Source organism: Aristophania vespae (genome assembly GCF_009906835.1).
GTDB classification, from domain to species: domain Bacteria; phylum Pseudomonadota; class Alphaproteobacteria; order Acetobacterales; family Acetobacteraceae; genus Aristophania; species Aristophania vespae.
Genome location: NZ_CP047653.1, coordinates 20,058 through 41,793 on the forward strand (window position 1 = coordinate 20,058; position 21,736 = coordinate 41,793).

25 protein-coding genes are annotated in these 21,736 nt (G+C 39.7%); 18 read left to right on the forward strand and 7 right to left on the reverse strand.

Features of this window, described 5'->3' with window-relative positions:
• Positions 1 to 147: 147 nt before the first annotated feature.
• The 4 genes from GT348_RS08980 (at position 148) to GT348_RS08995 (ending at position 2,197) form a co-directional block, all read left to right on the forward strand.
• Entirely contained in the window at positions 148 to 1,284 is a 1,137-nt protein-coding gene (locus tag GT348_RS08980) for a flagellar basal body P-ring protein FlgI (RefSeq protein ID WP_201740087.1), read from the forward strand.
• Positions 1,285 to 1,336: 52 nt separating this feature from the next.
• A complete protein-coding gene (locus GT348_RS09535; protein WP_160619539.1) occupies positions 1,337 to 1,573 on the forward strand; it encodes a hypothetical protein in 237 nt (78 codons plus the stop codon).
• Entirely contained in the window at positions 1,561 to 1,674 is a 114-nt protein-coding gene (locus GT348_RS09540) for a hypothetical protein (RefSeq protein WP_160619540.1), read from the forward strand. The genes GT348_RS09535 and GT348_RS09540 overlap by 13 nt, the downstream gene beginning before the upstream one ends.
• A 76-nt stretch (positions 1,675 to 1,750) precedes the next feature.
• Positions 1,751 to 2,197: a hypothetical protein gene (locus GT348_RS08995; RefSeq protein ID WP_160619541.1), complete on the forward strand. Its 447-nt coding sequence runs from the start codon at positions 1,751 to 1,753 to the stop codon at positions 2,195 to 2,197.
• 20 nt (positions 2,198 to 2,217) lie between these two features.
• Here the strand turns inward: GT348_RS08995 and GT348_RS09000 are convergent, their stop codons facing one another.
• The gene (locus GT348_RS09000; RefSeq protein WP_160619542.1) at positions 2,218 to 2,685 is read right to left on the reverse strand and encodes a hypothetical protein; all 468 of its coding nucleotides are present in this window, start codon (positions 2,683 to 2,685) and stop codon (positions 2,218 to 2,220) included.
• Positions 2,686 to 2,909: 224 nt separating this feature from the next.
• Here GT348_RS09000 and GT348_RS09005 point away from each other — a divergent pair, with 224 nt between their 5' ends.
• The 9 genes from GT348_RS09005 to GT348_RS09045 all read left to right on the forward strand — a co-directional run bounded on the left by GT348_RS09005 (position 2,910) and on the right by GT348_RS09045 (position 11,784).
• Positions 2,910 to 3,776 carry a DUF1217 domain-containing protein gene (locus GT348_RS09005; protein WP_160619543.1) on the forward strand — a complete coding sequence of 289 codons (867 nt, stop codon included), beginning with the start codon at positions 2,910 to 2,912 and terminating at the stop codon, positions 3,774 to 3,776.
• Between the two features lie 187 nt (positions 3,777 to 3,963).
• Positions 3,964 to 5,352, forward strand: a complete 1,389-nt coding sequence (fliI, locus tag GT348_RS09010; protein ID WP_160619577.1) for a flagellar protein export ATPase FliI — start codon at positions 3,964 to 3,966, stop codon at positions 5,350 to 5,352.
• 36 nt (positions 5,353 to 5,388) lie between these two features.
• Positions 5,389 to 5,856 (forward strand): flagellar export protein FliJ, encoded by a 468-nt coding sequence (locus GT348_RS09015; RefSeq protein WP_160619544.1) that lies wholly within the window; start codon positions 5,389 to 5,391, stop codon positions 5,854 to 5,856.
• Positions 5,857 to 6,038: 182 nt separating this feature from the next.
• Complete coding sequence (locus GT348_RS09020; protein WP_160619545.1) at positions 6,039 to 6,812, forward strand: hypothetical protein; 774 nt, start codon at positions 6,039 to 6,041, stop codon at positions 6,810 to 6,812.
• Positions 6,813 to 6,877: 65 nt separating this feature from the next.
• Complete coding sequence (locus tag GT348_RS09025) at positions 6,878 to 7,951, forward strand: flagellar motor protein MotB (protein ID WP_160619546.1); 1,074 nt, start codon at positions 6,878 to 6,880, stop codon at positions 7,949 to 7,951.
• A gap of 20 nt (positions 7,952 to 7,971) precedes the next feature.
• Positions 7,972 to 8,835 carry a flagellar motor stator protein MotA gene (gene motA / locus GT348_RS09030; RefSeq protein ID WP_160619547.1) on the forward strand — a complete coding sequence of 288 codons (864 nt, stop codon included), beginning with the start codon at positions 7,972 to 7,974 and terminating at the stop codon, positions 8,833 to 8,835.
• Positions 8,836 to 8,888: 53 nt separating this feature from the next.
• Positions 8,889 to 10,601, forward strand: coding sequence for a hypothetical protein (locus GT348_RS09035; RefSeq protein ID WP_160619548.1), 1,713 nt, complete (start codon positions 8,889 to 8,891; stop codon positions 10,599 to 10,601).
• Positions 10,602 to 10,613: 12 nt separating this feature from the next.
• Positions 10,614 to 11,351, forward strand: a complete 738-nt coding sequence (locus tag GT348_RS09040; RefSeq protein ID WP_160619549.1) for a flagellar hook assembly protein FlgD — start codon at positions 10,614 to 10,616, stop codon at positions 11,349 to 11,351.
• 40 nt (positions 11,352 to 11,391) lie between these two features.
• Positions 11,392 to 11,784, forward strand: coding sequence for a flagellar biosynthesis regulator FlaF (locus GT348_RS09045; RefSeq protein WP_160619550.1), 393 nt, complete (start codon positions 11,392 to 11,394; stop codon positions 11,782 to 11,784).
• Between the two features lie 12 nt (positions 11,785 to 11,796).
• On the opposite strand, the gene GT348_RS09050 is transcribed toward GT348_RS09045, so the two are convergent.
• The 6 genes from GT348_RS09050 to fliE all read right to left on the reverse strand — a co-directional run bounded on the left by GT348_RS09050 (position 11,797) and on the right by fliE (position 16,748).
• Positions 11,797 to 12,180, reverse strand: coding sequence for a hypothetical protein (locus tag GT348_RS09050; protein WP_160619551.1), 384 nt, complete (start codon positions 12,178 to 12,180; stop codon positions 11,797 to 11,799).
• A 108-nt stretch (positions 12,181 to 12,288) separates the two neighbouring features.
• Positions 12,289 to 13,995: a flagellar hook-basal body complex protein gene (locus GT348_RS09055; protein ID WP_160619552.1), complete on the reverse strand. Its 1,707-nt coding sequence runs from the start codon at positions 13,993 to 13,995 to the stop codon at positions 12,289 to 12,291.
• Between the two features lie 147 nt (positions 13,996 to 14,142).
• Entirely contained in the window at positions 14,143 to 15,228 is a 1,086-nt protein-coding gene (locus GT348_RS09060) for an EscU/YscU/HrcU family type III secretion system export apparatus switch protein (protein WP_160619553.1), read from the reverse strand.
• A gap of 17 nt (positions 15,229 to 15,245) precedes the next feature.
• Positions 15,246 to 16,091, reverse strand: a complete 846-nt coding sequence (locus GT348_RS09065) for a flagellar biosynthetic protein FliR (RefSeq protein ID WP_160619554.1) — start codon at positions 16,089 to 16,091, stop codon at positions 15,246 to 15,248.
• On the reverse strand, positions 16,092 to 16,367 hold the full coding sequence (locus GT348_RS09070) for a flagellar biosynthetic protein FliQ (RefSeq protein ID WP_160619555.1): 276 nt from the start codon (positions 16,365 to 16,367) through the stop codon (positions 16,092 to 16,094). It lies immediately after the preceding gene.
• 12 nt (positions 16,368 to 16,379) lie between these two features.
• Entirely contained in the window at positions 16,380 to 16,748 is a 369-nt protein-coding gene (fliE, locus tag GT348_RS09075; protein WP_160619556.1) for a flagellar hook-basal body complex protein FliE, read from the reverse strand.
• A 438-nt stretch (positions 16,749 to 17,186) separates the two neighbouring features.
• Between fliE and GT348_RS09080 the strand changes: the two genes are divergently transcribed.
• From GT348_RS09080 to GT348_RS09100, 5 genes are all read left to right on the forward strand, one after another.
• Positions 17,187 to 17,852: a hypothetical protein gene (locus tag GT348_RS09080; RefSeq protein ID WP_160619557.1), complete on the forward strand. Its 666-nt coding sequence runs from the start codon at positions 17,187 to 17,189 to the stop codon at positions 17,850 to 17,852.
• 35 nt (positions 17,853 to 17,887) lie between these two features.
• Positions 17,888 to 19,741 (forward strand): tetratricopeptide repeat protein, encoded by a 1,854-nt coding sequence (locus GT348_RS09085; protein ID WP_160619558.1) that lies wholly within the window; start codon positions 17,888 to 17,890, stop codon positions 19,739 to 19,741.
• A gap of 36 nt (positions 19,742 to 19,777) precedes the next feature.
• Positions 19,778 to 20,194, forward strand: coding sequence for a flagellar basal body rod protein FlgB (locus GT348_RS09090; protein WP_160619559.1), 417 nt, complete (start codon positions 19,778 to 19,780; stop codon positions 20,192 to 20,194).
• A gap of 26 nt (positions 20,195 to 20,220) precedes the next feature.
• Positions 20,221 to 20,631 (forward strand): flagellar basal body rod protein FlgC, encoded by a 411-nt coding sequence (gene flgC, locus GT348_RS09095; protein ID WP_160619560.1) that lies wholly within the window; start codon positions 20,221 to 20,223, stop codon positions 20,629 to 20,631.
• Between the two features lie 90 nt (positions 20,632 to 20,721).
• On the forward strand, positions 20,722 to 21,402 hold the full coding sequence (locus tag GT348_RS09100; RefSeq protein ID WP_160619561.1) for a MotE family protein: 681 nt from the start codon (positions 20,722 to 20,724) through the stop codon (positions 21,400 to 21,402).
• Positions 21,403 to 21,736 lie beyond the last annotated feature (334 nt).

Sequence of the window (21,736 nt, forward strand, 5' to 3'; positions counted from 1 at the left end):
CCTTTTTCTCGGAAAGAAATAATCAAGATTTTCTTTCAGACCAATATAAACTAGATGCTGTCATCATAATAATTTTCTGCTAAGCTTTGATCTACGCAGAAGAGATCGCACTAAATGATTTCCGTTCGGGGCCAAATGCAGTTTTTCATGAAATTAAGAATTTACTCTAATTTAAGCCATAAGACATTTCGTTATGTGGCGTTATTCTTAATGGGAATGACATTAGCTGTATCGACCGCACAGGCTGAAGTGCGTATCAAAGATATTGTAGATTATGAAGGCGTGCGAGATAACCAGCTCGTAGGATATGGCTTGGTTGTTGGTCTTAACGGAACAGGTGATCGCTTAACGAATACTCTTTTTACAAGAGAAACCCTTATTGGTATGCTCAATAGATTGGGTGTTAATATTCGTGATAAGGCAATCCAGCTCCAAACTCATAACACGGCTGCTGTTATGGTTACAGCGACCTTACCTCCTTTTTCTCATGGTGGTAGTAGAATTGACGTAACAGTTTCGGCTGTAGGTGACGCTCAAAGTTTGACAGGAGGGACATTGGTTGTGACTCCCCTCCAAGCTGCTGACGGAGATGTCTATGCTGTCGCGCAAGGCTCTCTTGTTACCAATGCATTTTCGGCTCAGGGTGCAGCAGCACAAACTGTTAGAAACGTTCCCACAAGCGGACATATTGCAAATGGGGCAGTTGTCGAGCGGGAAGTACCGGTGCATTTGGGACAGGGAGGGATCATTCATCTGGCACTAAAAAACCCGAACTTTACGACAGCTAACCGTATCGCCGATGTTATTAACAAGCATATTGGTAAAGGTATAGCGAGTGTTGATGATCCTCGCACAGTTGCCGTCAAACTTGGGAAAAGGAACCCTTCTCAAACGCTTTACAGAATAGGTGATTTGACCATCACACCAGATACGATGGCAAAAGTCATTGTTGATGAAGCGGCTGGCACTATTGTAATGGGCAGTAATGTCCGTATAACGACAGTAGCTATTGCACAGGGTAATCTAACTATTCAGGTCAATAATAATCCGCAGGTTGTTCAGCCAAATGCGTTTGGTGGTGGTCAAACGGCGGTTGTTCCCCAGACGGACATCAATGTTGATACCGACAACAACAATAAAATGGCCATTTTACAGGAAGGCCCTTCTTTAGCTAGCCTTGTAACAGGAATGAATGCTTTGGGAGTGGGGCCTCGTGATATGATTAGTATATTACAAGCAATTAAAGCAGATGGCGCCTTACAGGCAGAATTAGAAGTTAGATAAAAAGATTTTTTAGGTATTTAGTGGCTAAAATTATAACGAAATAGGTACCCCCATGACATCACTCCCGTTTTCTTCAACTCCATCGATAATGTCTATGCCGCAAGCGCAGCCAAAGATGCCATCTGTAAATGCGGCAGCAACGGATGATAAATTAAAGAAAACTGCTCAAGATTTTGAATCTGTAGCTCTAGGTGAATTGCTGCAGCCTATGTTTGAAACAGTCGATACATCAAAAGGAATGTTCGGAGGGGAGCGGCAGAAGGTCAGTTCCGATCTTTGCAGGTATTAGAGCTTGGTAAGCAAATTTCTAAAAGTGGTGGTATTGGAATAGCTCATCAAGTCTATAGGGCTATGCAAAAGATGCAGGCCAATAGTACAACGAAATCTTGATGTAGTTTTTATGAAGAAGCTAATCCGACTTAGTAAAGTAGTTCGAGACACCGCTCATAAATTGTCTCATAAGAAAGTGAAACAAACTTCGGAAGAAGCAAATTATTCTGCTCAGAATGAAGAATATTCTGATGATTTATTATTAAAAGCACTTGATGATGCCATCAATATTATGGTGCAAGAAAATGATTTTCTCAGACAGGACGAGTTTGCAAAAGCTGTAGATCTACTTCCTAAAAAGACAGAGCTTATAGAACGTCTTAATGCACTGATTACTGCATCTAGGGACAAGAAAGAAATGTCAGCCGAAATGACTGATGCAATAAAATCAATGCAGGACAAATTTAATCAGGTGAGTGAAGAAAATATGCACCTCTTAAAGGGTGCTCTTCAGACACAGGCAACCGTTATGAAAATTTTGGTCGAGAGCGCTACACAGGACTCCCAGCAGGGATATAACCGCAGTGGCAGTATGGTGGCAGATTCCTCGCGTGCTTTTCTTTCTCTCAATAATCAGATCTAAGAATAATTAAGAAAGCACTCTTACCATGAGTTGCCGATCATATATTTAGGTTGGTTTGATCCTGGATCTGCACTATGGCTCCAGGCACTCCAGTCCCATGTCGTGCTATTCTGACGATTTTCCACGATCATGGACTCTAATGAAGCTTCGTAACGTTTGTACTTACTTTTCTTTTTATGATTATCTACAAATTTCGTTAGATTGTCATAAGCTGCTTCATTTCCCATATAGACACAGCTGCAACCTATGGGATCAGCATAAAGAAATATTTTATTGTTATACGGTCCGGGTCTAAATGTTAATTTACCCGGTGGCAAGTAATTCATCATCGTATAGCGAGCTGTTGTATCAGCATAATGAGCAACAAAGCCAGCTCTAGCAAGGACGAGACCTTTATCAAGATAAGATTTTGCTGGAGCACATCCAGAGATTGCTAAGAAGATACAAAAAAGACTGAAATTAGAACCATTTTTCCAATTATAAACCATAATTAATATCTTAAATATCCATCAGCCTCTGTTAAAAAGGCAGGATAGACGACAAAATCAGAGAAGAAAAGATACGTCGGAAAGGTAACCTAGTGTAATGAAGTTATAAATACGATATTTGTCTTTTGCCCATGAAAATGATATACTCTAATAGTAATTTATCCATGCTACTATCGTTGCTTGCTTAAGAGCGGTAGAACAACTTCGATATTGGAGGCCAAAAAATGGGTCTTGGCAGTCTATCTCCTGTCGCTCAGTATATTACTGCCGTAAAAGACGAGCAGAAAGTAGCGGACATTTACGTAAAAACTGATGCAACCACCAAACGCTATCTAGAAGATTTTCGTAAAAAAGCGCCGTCTATTACAACACCTAAACAGCTCATGGATGATTTCACATCCAATAAAGTTGTTTTAGAGGCCTATAATCTTGGTTCCGTGGCTAAACAGCCAGCCCTTGAAAAGAAGTTGCTAACAGAAAACCCTCATTATCATAAAGCGCTAGCAGCCACTTCCAAAAATGCTGCCTGGCTGGCCTTTGCGGATGCTTTTGATAAAATAAGAACCAAGACAGCTACTCTGAACGTTCCCTTGGAGCCAGAGCCTGTAGATACGACTTCACCAACTAGTAGTGGTGCCTATTCAATGACACCAGATTTTATCGAGGCTACTGCTAAATCCTATGAGCTAAGGCAGTACGAAAACAGTAAAGATCTGCAAAAATCTGGTGTGGGAAACGCCTTGTATTTTACCCGTACAATGCAATCAGGTAAAATTAAAGACATTAACGACCTTATGTCAGATGCAACAATCATGAAAGTGGTAGAGGCGGTTAACGGATATAATCCAGACCAGTTTGCCGCTCTAGACTTTCAACAGCAGCAGCGTATCATGAAGCAAAAAGTGGATTTGAAAGAATTTACTGATGCAGATGGTAATCCCGATGCCAAGAAAATACAACGATATGCTGAACGCTATTTGACGGTTGTACAATTACACCCCGAATATAATCAGATCGATCAGCCAGCGAATATTATGGATCTTTTTGGTGGTGATACTGGTGAGGATGGCATTTTAGCTCTTTTCGTGTAATTATGCTTCTTATAATTGAGCGAATATTTTATAGGAACGCTTCGGAATTTGTTTTCTGAGGCGTTTCTCATTTTGATTAAAGGACATATGCTTGCAAGAAAGTAAGAGTGAGCTCCTGGCATCTTTAGAAGAAAGTTTTCATAGTTTACGTGCTGACAACACTAAAGTTGCTTCATATCTCGCTGAGATGGGGGAATCTCTTTATTCTCTGTCGTCCATCATAAAAACTACCCCTAACACTGTGCCTATAGGAAAGCTTCATGGTAAAGTTCTCGATATATCGGGGCTTTCTGCCACAGTAAGTGGTATGCATGGTTTCACTGGTGTTGGTGATAGAGTCACAATCAAAGCATTAGATGGTAGAGATATAACTGCCGAGATCGTAGCGTTTCGGAGTAATTATGCTGTTGTTATGGCGTATGATTCTCTTGAAGGAATTGGTGCAGGATGTCCTGTTATTTTTCCTCTTTATAAAAAGGAAGAGAGAGAACAGCTTGCCGGCGCTACCCTCAGGATCAATGACTCATGGCTTGGGAGGGTAATTGATCCAACGGGACAGCCTATGGATGGGAAAGGTCCGGTCCTTCCGGGAGGGAAACCCCAAAAATTACATGCCTCTCCTCCTCAGGCGGCATCACGAGCCCGATTGGGTCCTCGTATTGATGTTGGTGTCAAAGCCATGAACTTATTTACAACATGTCGTCAAGGACAAAGGCTAGGGCTCTTTGCAGGATCCGGTGTAGGGAAATCTACCTTACTGGGAATGTTGGCCCGAAATACTGCTTGCGATATAGCCGTTATTTCATTGGTCGGCGAACGTGGTAGGGAAGTTAGAGAATTTATCGAAGATGATTTAGGAGCTGAAGGTTTAGCAAGGTCAGTTGTGGTTGTTGCGACTTCAGATACATCTGCTTTGATGAGGAGAGAAGCTGCATACACAGCTTTAAGTGCTGCTGAATATTTTCGGGATCAGGGCAAATCCGTTCTTTTATTGATGGATAGTGTCACACGTTTTTGCCAGGCTCTGAGAGAGATTGGTTTATCTGCTGGAGAGCCTCCGGCAACACGTGGTTTTCCACCTAGTGTATTTGCTACGCTACCACGTCTTTTAGAAAGAGCAGGCCCTGGCCCTATGAGGGAAGATGGTAAAGCTGGGCAGATTACGGCTTTATTTTCTGTTCTAGTAGAAGGTGACGATCAAAATGAGCCTATAACTGATGCGGTTAGGGGAATTTTAGATGGTCACATAATTATGGAACGTGAAATTGCTGACTCAGGCCGTTATCCTGCGATAAATGTACTCAAATCTTTGTCTCGTTCCGTCCCGGGATGTAACTCAGATGAAGAAAATTCTCTCATTAGGGAGGCGCGTGCCATTCTTGCGACTTGGGATGATGTAAAGGATCTTGTGAGGCTGGGTGCATATAAACAGGGCGCAGATCCCAAAGCAGATGTTGCTATTCATATCGGCCCAGTGCTTGAAGAATTGATTACTCAACGCAAAAATGAAAAAGTCAGCTTAGATGATGCATTTGCGCATTTAAGACAAATCTTAAGAGTACAAGACCATAATTAATAAATACTTTTATTTATATTTATTAAGTGCAGCTACATGAGTAAATCGCGTCTGAAAGCTTTGGAAACGCTAAAAAGACTTCAAATAACAGAAGTTGATCGCCTAAAATCTTCCTTTGCTGAATGTATAGATAATGAAAATAAAATAGAACTATCTATTAATGATATGAGGAATAATATTGTTAGCAACGAAAATTTTATGATGCAGCATCAAAGCTCTGAGTCAGCATCTTTTAATTTTCAACAATCTTATTATGAGTGGTTGCCTGTTGCACAGAAATTTATTGCAGAAAAAAATGAAGACCTCTGTTTAGCTCAGCAAAATACAGAATTAGTCCGCGCTGATATGATAAAGGCTAAAACATCTTTAGAGGCTACGGAAAAGCTGATTTCGGCTATACATAAAGAAATCGATTACTTACAAGAGCGCAAATTACAAACAGAACTTGATGACATAGCCAGAAATAATTTTATAAAAGCAGCATCAAAGATTACTCACAGGTAAATTCTTTTTAAATTGTCAAAGATTATTATGGAAATGTGCAAGTCATAAAAAACATCATAAATCCCTAAGAAACCTCTTCTTACGGCTATCGGAAATTGATAATTAAGGCTATAAGAATGAATGCCATCTTTGATGGATATTTAATATTGCTTTATAATTAGTAGCTTCAACCAAGGATATTCATGGTAGAGATAACTAATCCCACTTCAGGTAAGATACTCCTTGCAACACCATGCTATGGTGGGATGGTGACAACCGAATATATGTTATCTGTCATTGGCTATGCCTCAGCTGGCCAAAGTGTTCCCATGACGATCATGCATATTGGTGATGATGCCATGATCACAAGAGCTAGAAATACGCTTATATCTAATTTCTTTTTTAAATCAGATTGTACTCATATCCTTTTTGTCGATGCGGATATTGGTTTTCATGCCAATGCCCCTACCCGTCTCTTCCAGGCAGGTAAGGACGTTATAGCAGGCATGTATCCACTTCGTGATCGTTTTTGGGATAAACAGACTAAAGACAATATTTTACATGGTGAGAGCCAGCAAACTGCATCCTTACGTTATGTTGGCGAAACCTCAGAAATACATAATATGGTAGGTCAAGGACCATTATTGAAAAGTCCTTATGCTGGTACCGGGTTTATGATGATAAGCCGAAAAGCTATCGCGGCAATGATTAGGGCTTATCCTGAAACAGAATATAGACGTATTGATGCCCCAGATGATGGAAGCGGCATAAAACATTTCGCTTTGTTCGATGGAAGTATTGACCCTGAAACAGGCACCTACTTGAGCGAGGATTATACTTTTTGCAAAAGATGGCGTGATATTGGGGGAGAAATTTGGCTCGATACGTCACTTGAGCTAACTCATAATGGTCGCGCATCTTTTGCAGGTAAACCCTCTACACGAGTTGGTATATCTTTTAATGGTAACAAGCTTTAAAATGTTGGGAACCCATCTTCGCAACATTTTATAATGTAGATCGCTGATGGAACGATATCGTACAGATGCCGAATAAAAAAAACTCCCCCACAATTATCATTAGGCGAGACGCAGAAGAGGAAGCTTCTAGTCATGGGGGAGCATGGAAGATAGCTTATGCTGACTTCATGACAGCCATGATGACATTTTTCCTTCTCATGTGGCTTTTGAGTATTACTACTGATGAGCAACGACATGGGATTGCCAAGTTTTTTAACCCAATGGCAGATAAAATGGGCGCGCCTTCTGCCTTTATTCATGCATCACCCAAAGCATCTCCTGTTCCTTCCAAAAATTCAGCTCCTATAATACCTAATGAAAGCAAGGATGCTGTCAGTCCAGAAGCAGGAATGAAAAAGCCAGCTTTAATACCACCTATGATTCTGCCTGAAGAATCAAATGATATTTCTCAGGGTATAAAAGCTCATATTCCTCCTCGTGTTCCAGCAATTATTCCTTTAGGCGGCCCTAAAAGTGGTGGAGCCGAGCATGTAGGACGTATCGGACAAAGTAGTGAAAATTATGAGGGTGAGGCATTTAAAGAAGATAATAATATCAAAGAAAGAATAGCTGGACTAAAAAACTCTCTTCAAAAGGAGCCAAAATTGGCTCCCTTGCAGGATAATCTAACATTTCAAGTAGGATCAGATGAAATCCGCGTCGAAATGAGAGATACCAACCAGAAATCTATGTTTGATAAAGGGGCCGTAGTGCCTAACAAATATGGGGTTTCTCTTTTAACTGAAATTGCAAAATGGCTTTCTACTTTGCCAGAAAATATTTCGATTATTGGTGAAACAGACAGCCAGCCTTATCGTAAAGTTAAAAGGAAAACCGGTATTTTATCAAACTGGACTCTTTCGGAAATACGCGCTGATAAAGCTAGGGAAGTTTTAGTTAAAGCTGGCTATCCAGATCGTAAAATTGTAAGCGTAATAGGACGTGCCGATCGCAATTTAGCTATTCCTGACAAACCTGAATCCCCAGGTAACAGACGGATTGTTCTTGTCATTCATCGTCGAAAACCATTGCCAGTATCTTTTTTATCAACAGAAAAAACTCAGAGTTCTGTTGATTTACAAAATACTCACCCACAATAAAACCTGGAGATATTACTAAGATGCTATTTATAGGCGGACTAATTTTTGCCTTTGTATGTGTTTTTGGATCTTTTACTCTCTCAGGTGGTGCGTTAGGTCCTCTTTTAACCTCAATACCTTTTGAAGGACTAACTATTATTGGTTCTTCTATTGGTATCTTTTTAATGACCAATAGTTTCAAAACTATAAAAACCTTACCTCGTTATCTTATGCTTGTTTTTAGGGGGCCTTCTTATGGTAAGCAGAACTATATGGATCTGCTTGCCTTATTATATCGTCTTTTAAGACAAGCAAACATGAAGGGCTTTACTTCTCTTGAAGACCACTTTGAGAGCCCAATGGAAAGCAGTATCTTTGATCTATCTCCCCGGATCAAAAGAGATGCACGTGTCCGAAATTTAATCTGCGATTATTTGCGTCTTATCAGCATGAATCTGGATGAATCTTATCAACTTGATGAGGTAATGTCTGAGGAATTGAAAAAAGATCTACACGAAGATCTGCAAATGTCAGAGTGTATTCAAAGTATAGCAGATGCTCTTCCAGCTCTAGGTATTGTTGCAGCAGTGTTAGGTGTTATCAATACGATGTCTGCAATTAGCAAGCCTCCTGCTATTTTGGGAGAAATGATTGCCGGTGCTCTTGTAGGAACTTTTTTAGGTGTGCTTTGCGCCTATACTGTTGCAGGACCACTTGCAACACGTATGAAAACGGTAGTAAAATTAGATAATCATTATTATAATGTGGTTAGAACGGTGCTTGTTTCTTTTGTTCAGGGACAGCCACCGCAGGTATGTGTCGAGATAGGTCGTAAAGATATTCCAAAAGAATTTATGCCAGCTTTCTCTGAGGTTGATTCAATGGTTTCGGAATTGACGAGATAGAAGGTAGTTTGAGTATAAGAGAGGCCCCTCTTCTCCTTATGTGAGGAGAAGAGATGAGGGAAGAGGATATTATGATAGAAGTTGCCGTTCCCAAAGCTGGACTTAAAAATAATCAAACATCTGAGTCTAAGCCTGGTGCTTCAAACAAAGTAACCTCATCCTCCAAGAAATTTTCTTCTTTATTGACAGAAAATGAGGCTAAAACTTCGACAACTAACTCTGTCTCTAAAAAAGGGTCAAAGAACCAATCTAAACCCAAGCAGGACACAAACCCTTCTTCGGAACAATCTTCTTCAGACAACACTTTTGCACAAGCAAATGACCGTCCTGCTAATCAGAAAACATCTTCCGATACAAATATTCCCTTAAAAACGAAAGATAAGTCAGAACTCGTTACAGACGAGCCTAAAGATAAAAAACAAAGTAATCACTCTGATCAAAGTGAAAATATTATTTATCCATATCTAGATATTAACCCAATAAACTACGAATTATCATCACCCGACAAGTCTATTGGGACTCAATTTATTATAGATAATAATAGGAAGTCCGATAAAGACACGAACTTTATTGAATTTGACTCATCACATATTGAATCAGATAATGACGAAACATTATCTTTACAAAAGGACGTTGAGGCATATTCTCTGTCTGAAATTTCCGCAGATACTCACACCAATCCTAATTCTCAAACAGAATTATCTTCATTACCGCAAGTGAAGCAAAATGGTATCACAACCATATCTTCTATAAATGGCTCAGATAATCCAGATTCGACTGTGATATTATCTAAAATTTCTTCCATAACGCATAAAATTGCTAAACAGCAGGAAGATAATTCTGAGTCTGGCAATGATACAGCATCGGAAGATTTTTCTAAATTAAGTGTAAATAATAATGATTATAAAAATAGATTAAATACAATAAACAATGTTTTATCTAATAATGATTACGCGCAAAATGATGACAAACCAGAAGAAGACAATCACGTACTTCAGTTGGATACAAAACAAACTGTAGCAACATCTGAGTTTTCTTCTGAATTAAAAAACCAGCATGACAATAACGCAGAAGACCATAGAGCAAAAAGCGACGCAATCTCTTCACAAAACGAAAATACATCGTCTTCATCAACGCTTTCTTCGATCACATCTAATAGTAACGCGTCAGTAAATTTATCTACCAAACCAGAACATAATAAAACTGCTACGCATCTGACAGAGCTAAGTCAGTTTGACGATAGTGAAATGATGGGGCTTACCTCCCTCACCAATAGTAAGGTGACAAATCCATCTGTGCCATCAACATTGAATATGACCGTAACAACTACAGATAAAACTTCGGTTCATGTTCAAATGACTCGTTTGGAAAACGGAATTTCGGCTGTTTCTTTTCAGGGAACAGATGAAGCAACAACCAATGTTTTAAAAAAGACACGTCATGATCTTTTGAACCATTTAGATACTGCAGGAATTCAGACTACAACCGTAAAGATCAATGTTCTTCCGACAGACACAAGCAACACAAGTGGTGAGAAAGGACATGGATCTTCTGGAAACGGAACAGCATTTTCTGGAAATTCGGAACACCAAAATGGTCAAAATTCGCATAATAGTAGGCAACAATCAGAAGACCGCATTGAATTGGGGCCAGTTAATGTTCAAGTTTCGGAAGAAAAAAGACTAGAATTGGAACAAAATTCCATAAATTCTACTTATACATCTATTTCTAATCCAATAAGCAGATCTATTAATATTTCAGTTTAAAAGGAAATTCTAATGGCTATTTCAGCAATTGATAAATTACAGCAATCAACAAATCAGGCCGCTGTGTCAAATGTTCCGTCTATGTCAACGAGCGTTAATGACGGCATAAGGGGTAATTCATCCAAAAGTGCTTTCTCATCTTTAGCTAAAAATGAGAACCAATTTTTGACCCTTTTAACAACTCAGCTTAAACACCAGGATCCTACTAACCCAACAGATAGTAAATCCTTAACCTCAGAATTAGCTCAGTTTACAGCAGTCGAACAGCAAGTACAAACCAACAATAATTTAGAAAGTTTGATCACACTCAATGAGTCTGCTCAACTATCTCAAAGTCATAATATTATTGGGAAAATAGCTTCTGTTAAAAGCAATACATTACCTCTTCAGTCAGGGAAAGGGTCACTGTCCTTTAAAGCTAGCAACAATCAAATTATTGCTATTTCCGTTGCAGATTCTAGTGGTAAAGTTGTAAAAAGTGCTGTTGTTCATGCATCAGGTAATAATGATACATGGAACTGGGATGGTAAGAGTGATGATGGTACCCAACTGCCAGACGGGGCTTATAGTGTCGCTGTTAAAACAGCAGATACCGCTGGCAATTCCTACGATATGCCATTCCTTGTAAATGGTAAAATCACTGGTGTAAGAAAAGGATCAGATGGTCTTTATATAGAAATGGGTGAAGCTGTTGCCCCCATGGTGGATGTAAAAACTGAAAGCACTCCAGAGGCTTCTGAGAAGGCTTAAAACATTTCGTTTCTTACCTCGTTAAAGGTGTAACGACAATATGTATCAAAATCGCGCTTTAAAAGCTTATCAAACATCTATTAGCTCAGCCTTGACCGACAGAGAGGCTGATGCCCAATGTTTCCGTCGGTTAATTATTGAGCTTAAAAATGCTGAACACTCGATCAGTGTTGCAGAACGTAACAAAGCTCTTTCAAAGAATCAGCGACTCTGGTCATTAATTCAGAAAGCTAATGCTCTTGATTCAGGTACGATACCAAATGACGATAGGCTTCTTTTCGCCAGGTTAGCAGATCAAGCGCAAAAATATGGTATCAAAGCAATATTAGATCCTGATTTACCGATAACGCCTCTAATAGAAATGGCGCAAAATGTCCTTGACGGCCTTACTGGTACAACAAATGAAAATAACGGTTTTTACACAGGATTCTAGTTTTTAAGGCCATTAATCTCTTGTGCAGACCTTATCCACACAGGATCTTCCTAACCGTCTTGGTGAAGGCTGTTCTTCTGTAAATGGATAAGGTTCTGGTACAATCGCCGATCCTCCCCATCCTTGTTGCCAGCCACCACCATCTTGTCGCCATCTTCTGTGAGGAAAACCATGACGAGGATATGGAGGGTATATCGGATGATGTATAGGCGGTCTTATTGATGGTGGCCTCCAACCATTTGGAGGAGGTACAATAGGCTGGGATGCAGTCGGAGGTGGAGGGAAAGGTCCGTAAAAACTTACGTCAGCAAAAGCTTGGTGCTCTTGACTAACAAAACACGCTACCCCAAAAACTGAAAATAAAAAGCAGCGATACAGAAAAGATGATGAGATCATAACATCATTATATTAACTACAAAATTTTTATAAATTCAGTATCTTTTTTTAAAAAATTATCTAAAGAAAAAAGCCACCATCAATTGACGGTGGCCTCTCTTTCAAAAATTACTGCTTCATCGCAATTGTTTGCTGCAATAATGTGTCTGCAGTTGTGATCACTTTCGTATTCGCACTATAAGCTTCTTGGGCCACTATGAGAGCAGAAAGATCACTTGTAAGATCGGTTGTCGATGCCTCTACCATACCAGTATTCAGGGCTGTGCCACCATTTTCACCGATATAACCTAACTGTGGTGTCCCAGAGTCCGCTGTTGCTAAATAAGCCTGTCCATCAATTGCCTGTAAAGCATTACGGTTATTGAAAGAAGCAACAGGAATCTTACCAATTAATTGCGAATATCCATTATCAAAAACGGCCATAATTGACCCATCCGTTGTGATAGATGCGTTTTTATATTTTCCGGATGTTACACTATCATTTGTAAGAGCTGTTCTATCGCCTGACATGGATGTAGCCGTTGTTAGAGACGCGCTACCTACATCCAGGGAGTAAGATGCACCATTAAAGGTAATAGATGCATTGCCGAGATCATCACTTCCGTCAAAGCTCGTAACCTGACCTTTACTATCAAAAACGACAGTATGCACATCACCAGCAGCATCAGGATTAAACGGATCTACACCCTGAACAGACCAGGTAGGAGGAGAAGAAGATGTTTGCGTCCATTTAAGTGCAAAGGACTGATCACCTTCTGCAGCTACAGGCGATGTCATGTAACTTTGATTGCTACCTGTCGAGGTGCCTAGGACTGTTTTCCCCATCTCGATTTTTTTGGCAGCAGTATCAATCGCAGCAGGAGCAGCCTGAGACTGGGAAGGAACATTGTCCCCTGTGGCCATAACTGTTCCACTCTTTCCGCCAATCGTTCCTAAGGAAAGAGTCATGTCCAGAGTTTCATTATTCCCGTATTTTGCATGAATGGGAATCTCTGCCGGAGCACCAGCGACTGATGAGCCTACAGCTTCACCCGTTGCACCATCAACAATCGAAGCTAGCGAACCTTTTGGGTCAAAAGTCACCTGATATTGGTTGGTCTCAATAGACCCTTTACCATCAGCATCGTAAACACTGACATTCCAAACTAATGGATTGCTCTCACTTTGTGTCCATTTTGCTGCAATATTGTGAGGATTATGATTGCTATCATAGACGGTAGTTGATGGTGTCGTGTAAGTTTGTGCGTCTTCTGGCTTGTAATTAGCCATATCGGTAGGAACTTTACCGACAACAGCCTGCTGCGTAACCGTATGTGTTTGTGTCGGATGGAATTCGACGTTATGAATACGTAGTGGCCCTAAAGAATTAGTTAGGACGCCATTGTCATCAACAGAAAAACCGTCAAGATAATATCCAGACGTGTTAACTATGTAACCATTTTTGTCGATCGTAAAATCACCGTTACGAGTATAGTATTTTTGGCTAGAAAAGACCACTTCATTGGCACTGGCAGAGCCAGAAGGCTTAGAAACAACAAACATGCCGTTGCCACTGAGCTTCATTGCCATGGAATTAGTACTGTTAGCGGAATCCCCGTCATTATCTACATGCTGAACGGTAGTTGCGGAAACAGTATTCGAAGTAGCTTTCCCTGCAATTCCACTACCAGAAACGTGGTCCTGGAAAGATGTTGTGTCCGCTTTATACCCTGTAGTTTGGCTATTTGCTATATTGTTACTCAAATTTATAAAGGCATCAGCCTGGGCGTTAATGCCACTAACAGCGGTCGTGAGTGCATTAAAAACACCAGCCATAACGTTTCATCCTTAAATCACTTTGGAATTGCAAAATATCAACAGTTTTACGAAATCGAATCTTAAAATAATTATTAAGGAAAGGCAACAGACATCTTTTTAGTCCATACCGACCTTATCATAAGATAAGCGATAATTATGGAAAAACTAATTTGTTCCTGAACGTGACCCAGGTGTTTTTAGTTTGATGATATAGGCTATAATCGCTGCTACTGGCTTCCAAAACTCCTCTGGTATTTCTGTTTCGAGTGGGAGTTTATAAAGAGCACGCGCTAAGGGTGGATTGGAAATAATAGGTACTTTCGCTTCTTTAGCAACGTCTCTGATACGAAATGCTAAATCATCAACTCCTTTAGCGACAAGCTGCGGCGCTGTTCCTGAAGAACTGTCATAACGAAGTGCTACAGAATAGTGAGTTGGGTTTACAATAATAACTGTAGATTCCTTAACAGAATTCATCATTCTTTGTCTGGATCTTCTTACTCTTATTTGCCTAATCCTCGATTTTATTGCTGGATCACCCTCTGTTTGTTTTAATTCGTCTTTAACTTCTTGCAGACTCATCTTCAACTTAGAAAAATGTCTGTATCTCGACCAAACTTCATCCAGTACGGTAATGACACATTGAACAAGCAAAATAAGGGATGTAGCATAAACAAACCAATTACCTACTTGGCGTATCAGTTGAAAAGATGTCCAACGTTCTGTCTGTGGTGATATGTCAATTGCTTTATAAGCAACACCATAAAGAACTAGTGCAAAAGCAGAAAATTTAAATATATTTTTAAGTAACTCGATAATATTATTCAGGCTGAATATACGTTTAATTCCTTTTAAAGGAGATAAACGCTTTGGATCTATTTTGAGGGCTTGAGGTCTAAACAAAAAACCCGTTTGTAACATACCGAAAAATATTACAGTAGCAGCACCAACGACCATAAAAGGGATTGCAATTGCAAGTCCGTTATTTAGCGCTTGCCGTGCGAGGCGATATATACTGACGGGATCGTCTTGTATAGTCCAGAACTGTGAAATAAGTTGTTGCATTGAAACAAGAAACTGTTTCGTTGCATCTGCAATTGTCAAAACAAATATAAGAAGAAAAGTTCCTAATGATACTAATAATAAAATTTCTCTAGATTGTGCGACATTCCCTTCCTCACGAGCTTTCTGTATTTTATGTGGGGTCGGTGCCTGAGATTTCTCACCACCTCCACCGCCTTCTTCAGCCATAATTTTTACTCGTAATTTTAAGGTACTTTAGGAACAGACGACACTATACCGGGCAAACCTATTAGCAATCCTTCTATTCTCTCAACCCAAGTACCTGTTATTACTTGAATAAGGAGCGCTAACAAAAATATTCCGCCTAATATTTGAGCAGGCATGGCTATAGCATAAACTTGTATAGCAGGCATTAATCTATTAAGAACACCAAGCATAGCTGGCCATAATGTACCCACTAAAACGAACGGGGATGCCAATTGCATGGCAATCCGAAAAGTCTCTGAGACCGTCTTTGTTACACTCATAGCCATATCTCCGACCATCAAGCCAGTGATATGACCTGCCGGAAAAAGTGTATAAGAACCCGAAATAGCCATAAGCGGCAATATATATAAACCTGTCACAAAAAATAAAACCGGAAACAACATATTCATTAAATGTGCGATAGCAGTGCTAGAAGCTCCTAATTCAGCATCACTCTGAATAATACTTGCCAGTCCAGTGAATAAAGAAATCATCTGGCCAGCTATAATTAAAGAAAATCCAATAAGACGAGCAAGTGAGCCAATAAAGATGCCACATAATAATTCTTCAGCAACTATAGCTACCGCCATAGAAGGCATACGTAAGGCCTCACCCGATACGGCGATGAGGCTATCTTGAACTACAGGCAAAAGCGTCACAGTCACAGCTAGTGCTAAACCTGCCCGAATACGCATAGGAGAAGATGCCTCCCCTATGCCAGGGGATGTCATGACAATAGCACTGACACGACATAAAACAATTAGAAACGTACCGACAAGAACAGCTATTGAGCCGTTAGGATCTCCCAGATTCGGCGAACCAAAGAAATCAGAGAATGAGGACAATTAAGATCCTCCAACCCTAATAATTTGATCGAAAATCATTTGAGCATAAGCATGAAGGATAGAGGACATAAAAGATGCTGTGAAAATTAAGGTTAACATCGCAGCAGTAAATTTTGGGACAAAAGATAAAGTGGCTTCGTTAACTTGTGTCATAGCTTGAAATAGAGAAACGCAAAGTCCTGCAAAAAGAGAGGCAAGCAAAGAAGGAGCGCCTAACTTAACCGCTACAATAAGCGTTTGTCTTAGAACTTCTTGAATGTCTACAGTACTATGCACAAGAAAATACTCTTAAACAGCCATACGCATTACTTCTTGATAAGCATTAACGAACTTATCTCGTAATGTTGTAACGGTTTGAAGTGTAAGTTTTGCTTCCTCAACAGAAGCAACAACATCAGAAATATTTCCCCTGCCTGAAAGGGCTTCGGCAGTCTGGGTTTCCGCTACTTTACCCGTGTCAATAGCACCATGAATAGCATTGTTAAGCACCTGACTAAAACTAGTCACGGCATTAACATTACTTTGGTTCGTTTTTAAGTCTCCATCAGAACTGAGTTCTTTGGGAGATACAGTTTCTTTAAGGTTTTGCGCATTATTATAAGCACTAGCAGCATCAAAACCTTGAGCAGATAGAAAAGACGTTCCGGTAATTGCCATGGTCTAAAAAATCCTTTTTTAGGCTGAACCGCAGATTGACAAGCGCAATTTATGAAAGAGATAATACTATCTAATATGTAAAACGATTAAAAGCCAGTCAGTTTTCCGTCAAAAACATTCGCTTTTTTGTCATATTAAATTTTAAATCCGCAAAAGAGCTTGGACTGATGTAATGCATGGTTTATTTTGAAATTCGCTCATTACTATATGATTGATAGCAATTTCTGGAGGTTATCATGTCAAATGCTTTTGTTATAGGTCAGATTGTTCTTACCGCACGACATACGAAAAAACATTTAATTGCCAAAAACCTTATTAACCTTTTGGCTTAATTTTATTACAAATTTCATTCGTAAAAAACAGAATTTGCTTTAACTTTTTGAATATTGTTATAGCACGCATAAGATCATTTTATTATGCCATGGAGATGATACATTAATGCCGCCTACTCATAATGAGGTTTTATCCGGCTTTTTAAACAAAAAATATGAGTGGAACGGACAAAAATTTTTCGTGCGTTTTAAGTATGTTTTGCTTATTTCATGTTTTTTTAATACTGCGCCAGCATGGTCTGAAGGCGCCACAATAAAGCCCTCTTCACCGAAAACCACTACTAAGAATAATTCATCATCTGAAACAGATCGGCTACTAAATGGCCTTCCTAAAGGCTGGAATGCGCACGTGATTGGTGTGGGAAAATCACGCCAATCTATGAAATTGCCCCAATCGGAAAATAAGAAACAACAAGATAAAAATCCTTCAAAGATAAAAGAAAATCTGCACTCTAATTCAGTCACTCCTCCGCCCACAACGACATCACGTCATCGTATTCTTATTCCAGTTTCCGAGGACATGGGAATTGCAGCCTACCAGAGCGGAAACAAATTTGTTTTCGTTATAGATAATGCTCATCCTATGGATATTTCGGCTTTACGCGGGGATGGTATTTTTTCTAATCTGACAGTCACATCTCTACCCCAAGTTACAATTGTCACAATACCACTTCCAGATACAAGGCGGCTCTTTCTATCCCAACAGAGTGAAGGCTGGGTACTGGGGGACACACCCCTCCTGGAAACCCTTACAGTGATAGACACGAAATAGCGCCAAGAATTACATCTGCCGGTCTTTTATTTCCCATGAGAAAACCTGGTCGAATTTTCTCTATCAAGGACCCTGTCTCTAAAGAAAAATTACTGATCGCTACATCTGCGTTTGACGATGGGGGTATATTATCCTTGCGCCATGGTGACCATTACGATGTATGGCCATCACTTGAAGGTGTAGTTGTTGCTGATCATACTCCAACCCAAAATATAGAAATGCGTCGTACAGAAAATGGGGCTTTACTTAATTTAGGTGGAGAGATCCTACCAGACATTGATCAGGCTGTTTATGCCAATGACGTTGATCTTAAATGGTTGGGGCTAAGACACTTACCTGTAAAAGATGCTGAAACAAGATATCATAATGCGCTATTAGAAGCCGCAGATTCAGTTCCACAAGAACGATTTGAGAAACGCTTTGAAGCGGCAAAAGCTGCCTTTAATGTAGGTGATTTTCTTAATGCTCGTTCTATTATTTCTGTAGCTCTTGACGACGACCCTGAAGAAGCTTTTCGACCAGACATACGGTTCTTTTTGGGTGCAATATCATTGCTCAATGGTGATATAGACGAAGCTAATCTTCTTGACGCCCAGTGGCCGGAAAATGATCTGCGCGCTACACAACTCTGGAAAGGACTCTATTACGCAGCAATAGGCAAAAATAATGCTGAAGCTGCTCATCTTATTGCTAACGATTTCCAGCGTCTTCTGAGTTACCCTGACAGCCTACGACCTCTTATTCTTCCAATGGCCAGTGAGCAAATCGCACGTTATGGAACATTGGAGGATATGAAAGCTCTCGACAGCCTACCCGATGAGGATAATTTTTCTTTGGCACGTGCTTTACGTGATCTTCGGATAGGGAAAACAGATGCAGCCGAAAAGGCTCTGACTAAGTTATTTAACAATCAAGACCCTATTATAGCTGAAAAAGCCCGTGAGGCTAAAATTTCTTCAGATTTCAGCAATAACAAACTAAAACCAAGCGAGGCTGTTAAAAAGTTCTCTTTGCTTTTACCTGATGCACGTCTTGCTAAGCGTGAAGGTATTGTGCGCATATTACAAGCGGATGCTTATATGCGGGATAATCAATGGGAAAATGCACTTTCTGCGCTAGATACTGTAAAGCATCTTACATCTCAGAAAGCAGATCAGCGTTATACACCGATGCTACACCATATTTTGACTAATATTGCACGGTTACCAGAAAATACGTCTCACGACCCTAATGATCTAAATAACTTAATATTGCATAAAGCTGCCATATTAAGGGCTCATCTTCCTGAATTGCCAGCTGGTCCAGACAAGGGAGATCTTTTAATAGCTTATGGAAAAATGCTTTCCACACTAGGTTTACTGGACGAGGCTTCAGAAGTATTCTCTTTGGCCGTCCCCATGATGAATACAGCTGTAAAAAAAGCTGAAGCAACGAACGTACTGGCCACCTCTTATTTACAAAGAGGAAAATTAGATGATGCTTCACATATTTTAGAAAATTCAGATAATACTTCTTTGCCAAAGTCAGAGACCGCAAAAAGAAACCGTATTATAGCACAAATCGCCATATCTTCTGGAAAACCAGAAGTAGCTCTCTACCTTTTAAATGGTGATAGTGATATTTCTGCGGCTAACTTACGTGCTAAAATTTATGAAGACCGCGGTGAATGGCCTCTTGCAGTGCAGAATGTTCGCCAAATGGCAGAGAATTTAATTCCTGATAAGGGCAATTTGACACACAGCCAACAATTACTGGCACTACGCCTTGCTTCCGATGCTTCACGAGCCAAAGACACAGCAACAATAAACTGGCTTATAAAAAAGATCGACAATAGGAAATTCGACAACGATACTGATCATATATTTAATCTTCTCGTGTCACCTAAATAATAAGGTATTTTTGAGAATAATGAATAGAGAGTGTAAATGTCCAACATAACTAATCCAATAACCCAAAATGGTAGCGGTACAGATCTTTTGCATCTAGCAGAAAGACGTATGAGCTGGTTACAGAGACGTGAATCAGTATTAGCCGGCAATGTTGCTAATGCTAATACACCGGACTATAAGCCGAAAGACATTACATCTTTTCAGGACCTCCTAAGTACGCACCATCCGGTCACTCTTACTCGGACACACCCTAATCATCTCGGGGAAGGCGAAGACACAGTACGTTCTTATAAAACTGGAACATTAGCATCTTTAAATGGTAATCAAGTGTCTCTAGAAGACGAGCTTGTTAAAATTGCTGCAACAAATGACCAACATCGTTTTGCAACAACTGTTTATGGTCGTTATATGAGTATGTACAGTATGGCCTTGGGCAGCTCCAGCAGCACCTGATTTGAAATAGCATAAAAGAGAGTCTCATGGATTTTTCTAACATCATAGGTATTTCTGCTAGCGGTATGCAATCACAAGCTGCGAGACTACGTATTGCAGCTGAAAATCTGGCAAATTCTGACACGACGGGATCAGCACCTGGGGCAGATCCTTACCGACGCAAAACAATTACTTTTAAGGAAGAACTCGACCGCAAAAGTGGCGTTTCGAGTGTGAAAGTCAAAGAAATTGGGTATGATAAATCCGACTTTCAAATGCATTACGATCCTGCACACCCAGCTGCGAATGCACAGGGTTATGTCAAAATGCCCAATGTTAATCCCATGATAGAAATCATGGACTCTCATGATGCGCAACATGCTTATGAGGCTAACCTTAACACCATGCAAATTAGTCGTTCTATGCTGACACGAGCAATCAATATAATGAAAGGATAGAGTTCCTTTATATCATTCGTAAAACGTTCAATTTTGAGATTTTTATTTTTTTAAGGAAGTTCTTTAGACGTGAAGATTAGCGGTCTCTCTTTGAGCAAAGTTGCAAATATTTCAATTTGCCTGATGCTTGTTTTGTTAGCTCTTAGTCTGCACTCTGTAGCTGCACAAATTGAGAACCACCTTAATAAAAGCAATCCCGAAAAAGCACCTGAACAAAAAATCGATCCATCATCAAGAAGTCATACTTTGACTGAAAAGGATTTGGGTTGGAAAGTCCTGAAAAAGGCTACTCATAAAAAACAGCCTAAAATCAAGGAAAAAGAGGAAAACCCTACTCAGGAAGAAATTTTAATTACCGATCCTCTGACAAAAGATGCTGAGCAAGCTCTTAAAAACACCATCAAAGAGCGTGAATTTCAGACAGCTACCCACAATGAGGTTTTCGATAAACAGAAAAAAAATCTTGAACAAGAGAAAATAGCTATTAACGGTCAGATTCAAGAACTAAAAAAGAAAACAGCAGAGCTTTCCAAATATGAAGAGAAAAAGAAAAAGGCTGCTGAACAAGAAATCGAACGACTAGCCCATGTTTACGAACAAATGCCGCCTCGTGATGCGGCAGCTGTGTTTAACGTCCTTGACATGCGTGTTCTAGTTCCAGTTGCACAACATATGACACCCCGTAAAGTGTCAGCTGTAATTGGAGGAATGTTACCTGATAGAGCCAATATTTTAACTCAATACCTTATTGGTACCAGAAAGTTAAAATAAGAAACACCCGGAAGTAAATAGCATATAGACGTTATTTCCCTTTATTTGCGATATATCTATACTATTATAAAATATTTTATAATAAATATTGCCATTTATTTTTAATACACTAGGCTAAAATAAGGAATATAACTAAAATAGATCCGCAGTTTTTTGAGCTTCTTTGTCTCTTTAACGATTTCAAGCGATTAAACTGACTGACAAAAATCGCGGATAAAGTAGGTTAATCTTATACAAAGATCACTTTTTACAATTAAAAATTGTAAGAATATATGATCGTAAAAGCTCGCTTATTGACAACATAATCAGCATATTTCCAGCCAAGAGATGTCTT

What these genes read in the sequence shown, in the direction of transcription:
- GT348_RS09090 (WP_160619559.1), top strand. Translation starts at nt 19,778, where the DNA reads ATGTCCAACATAACTAATCCAATAACCCAAAATGGTAGCGGTACAGAT.
- GT348_RS09080 (WP_160619557.1), top strand. Translation starts at nt 17,187, where the DNA reads ATGCCGCCTACTCATAATGAGGTTTTATCCGGCTTTTTAAACAAAAAA.
- motA (WP_160619547.1), top strand. Translation starts at nt 7,972, where the DNA reads ATGCTATTTATAGGCGGACTAATTTTTGCCTTTGTATGTGTTTTTGGA.
- GT348_RS09035 (WP_160619548.1), top strand. Translation starts at nt 8,889, where the DNA reads ATGAGGGAAGAGGATATTATGATAGAAGTTGCCGTTCCCAAAGCTGGA.
- GT348_RS09050 (WP_160619551.1), bottom strand. Translation starts at nt 12,180, where the DNA reads ATGATCTCATCATCTTTTCTGTATCGCTGCTTTTTATTTTCAGTTTTT.
- GT348_RS09005 (WP_160619543.1), top strand. Translation starts at nt 2,910, where the DNA reads ATGGGTCTTGGCAGTCTATCTCCTGTCGCTCAGTATATTACTGCCGTA.
- GT348_RS09020 (WP_160619545.1), top strand. Translation starts at nt 6,039, where the DNA reads ATGGTAGAGATAACTAATCCCACTTCAGGTAAGATACTCCTTGCAACA.
- GT348_RS09055 (WP_160619552.1), bottom strand. Translation starts at nt 13,995, where the DNA reads ATGGCTGGTGTTTTTAATGCACTCACGACCGCTGTTAGTGGCATTAAC.
- GT348_RS09000 (WP_160619542.1), bottom strand. Translation starts at nt 2,685, where the DNA reads ATGGTTTATAATTGGAAAAATGGTTCTAATTTCAGTCTTTTTTGTATC.
- GT348_RS09535 (WP_160619539.1), top strand. Translation starts at nt 1,337, where the DNA reads ATGACATCACTCCCGTTTTCTTCAACTCCATCGATAATGTCTATGCCG.
- flgC (WP_160619560.1), top strand. Translation starts at nt 20,221, where the DNA reads ATGGATTTTTCTAACATCATAGGTATTTCTGCTAGCGGTATGCAATCA.
- fliE (WP_160619556.1), bottom strand. Translation starts at nt 16,748, where the DNA reads ATGGCAATTACCGGAACGTCTTTTCTATCTGCTCAAGGTTTTGATGCT.
- GT348_RS08980 (WP_201740087.1), top strand. Translation starts at nt 148, where the DNA reads ATGAAATTAAGAATTTACTCTAATTTAAGCCATAAGACATTTCGTTAT.
- GT348_RS09045 (WP_160619550.1), top strand. Translation starts at nt 11,392, where the DNA reads ATGTATCAAAATCGCGCTTTAAAAGCTTATCAAACATCTATTAGCTCA.
- GT348_RS09060 (WP_160619553.1), bottom strand. Translation starts at nt 15,228, where the DNA reads ATGGCTGAAGAAGGCGGTGGAGGTGGTGAGAAATCTCAGGCACCGACC.
- fliI (WP_160619577.1), top strand. Translation starts at nt 3,964, where the DNA reads ATGGGGGAATCTCTTTATTCTCTGTCGTCCATCATAAAAACTACCCCT.
- GT348_RS09015 (WP_160619544.1), top strand. Translation starts at nt 5,389, where the DNA reads ATGAGTAAATCGCGTCTGAAAGCTTTGGAAACGCTAAAAAGACTTCAA.
- GT348_RS09085 (WP_160619558.1), top strand. Translation starts at nt 17,888, where the DNA reads ATGAGAAAACCTGGTCGAATTTTCTCTATCAAGGACCCTGTCTCTAAA.
- GT348_RS09040 (WP_160619549.1), top strand. Translation starts at nt 10,614, where the DNA reads ATGGCTATTTCAGCAATTGATAAATTACAGCAATCAACAAATCAGGCC.
- GT348_RS09025 (WP_160619546.1), top strand. Translation starts at nt 6,878, where the DNA reads ATGCCGAATAAAAAAAACTCCCCCACAATTATCATTAGGCGAGACGCA.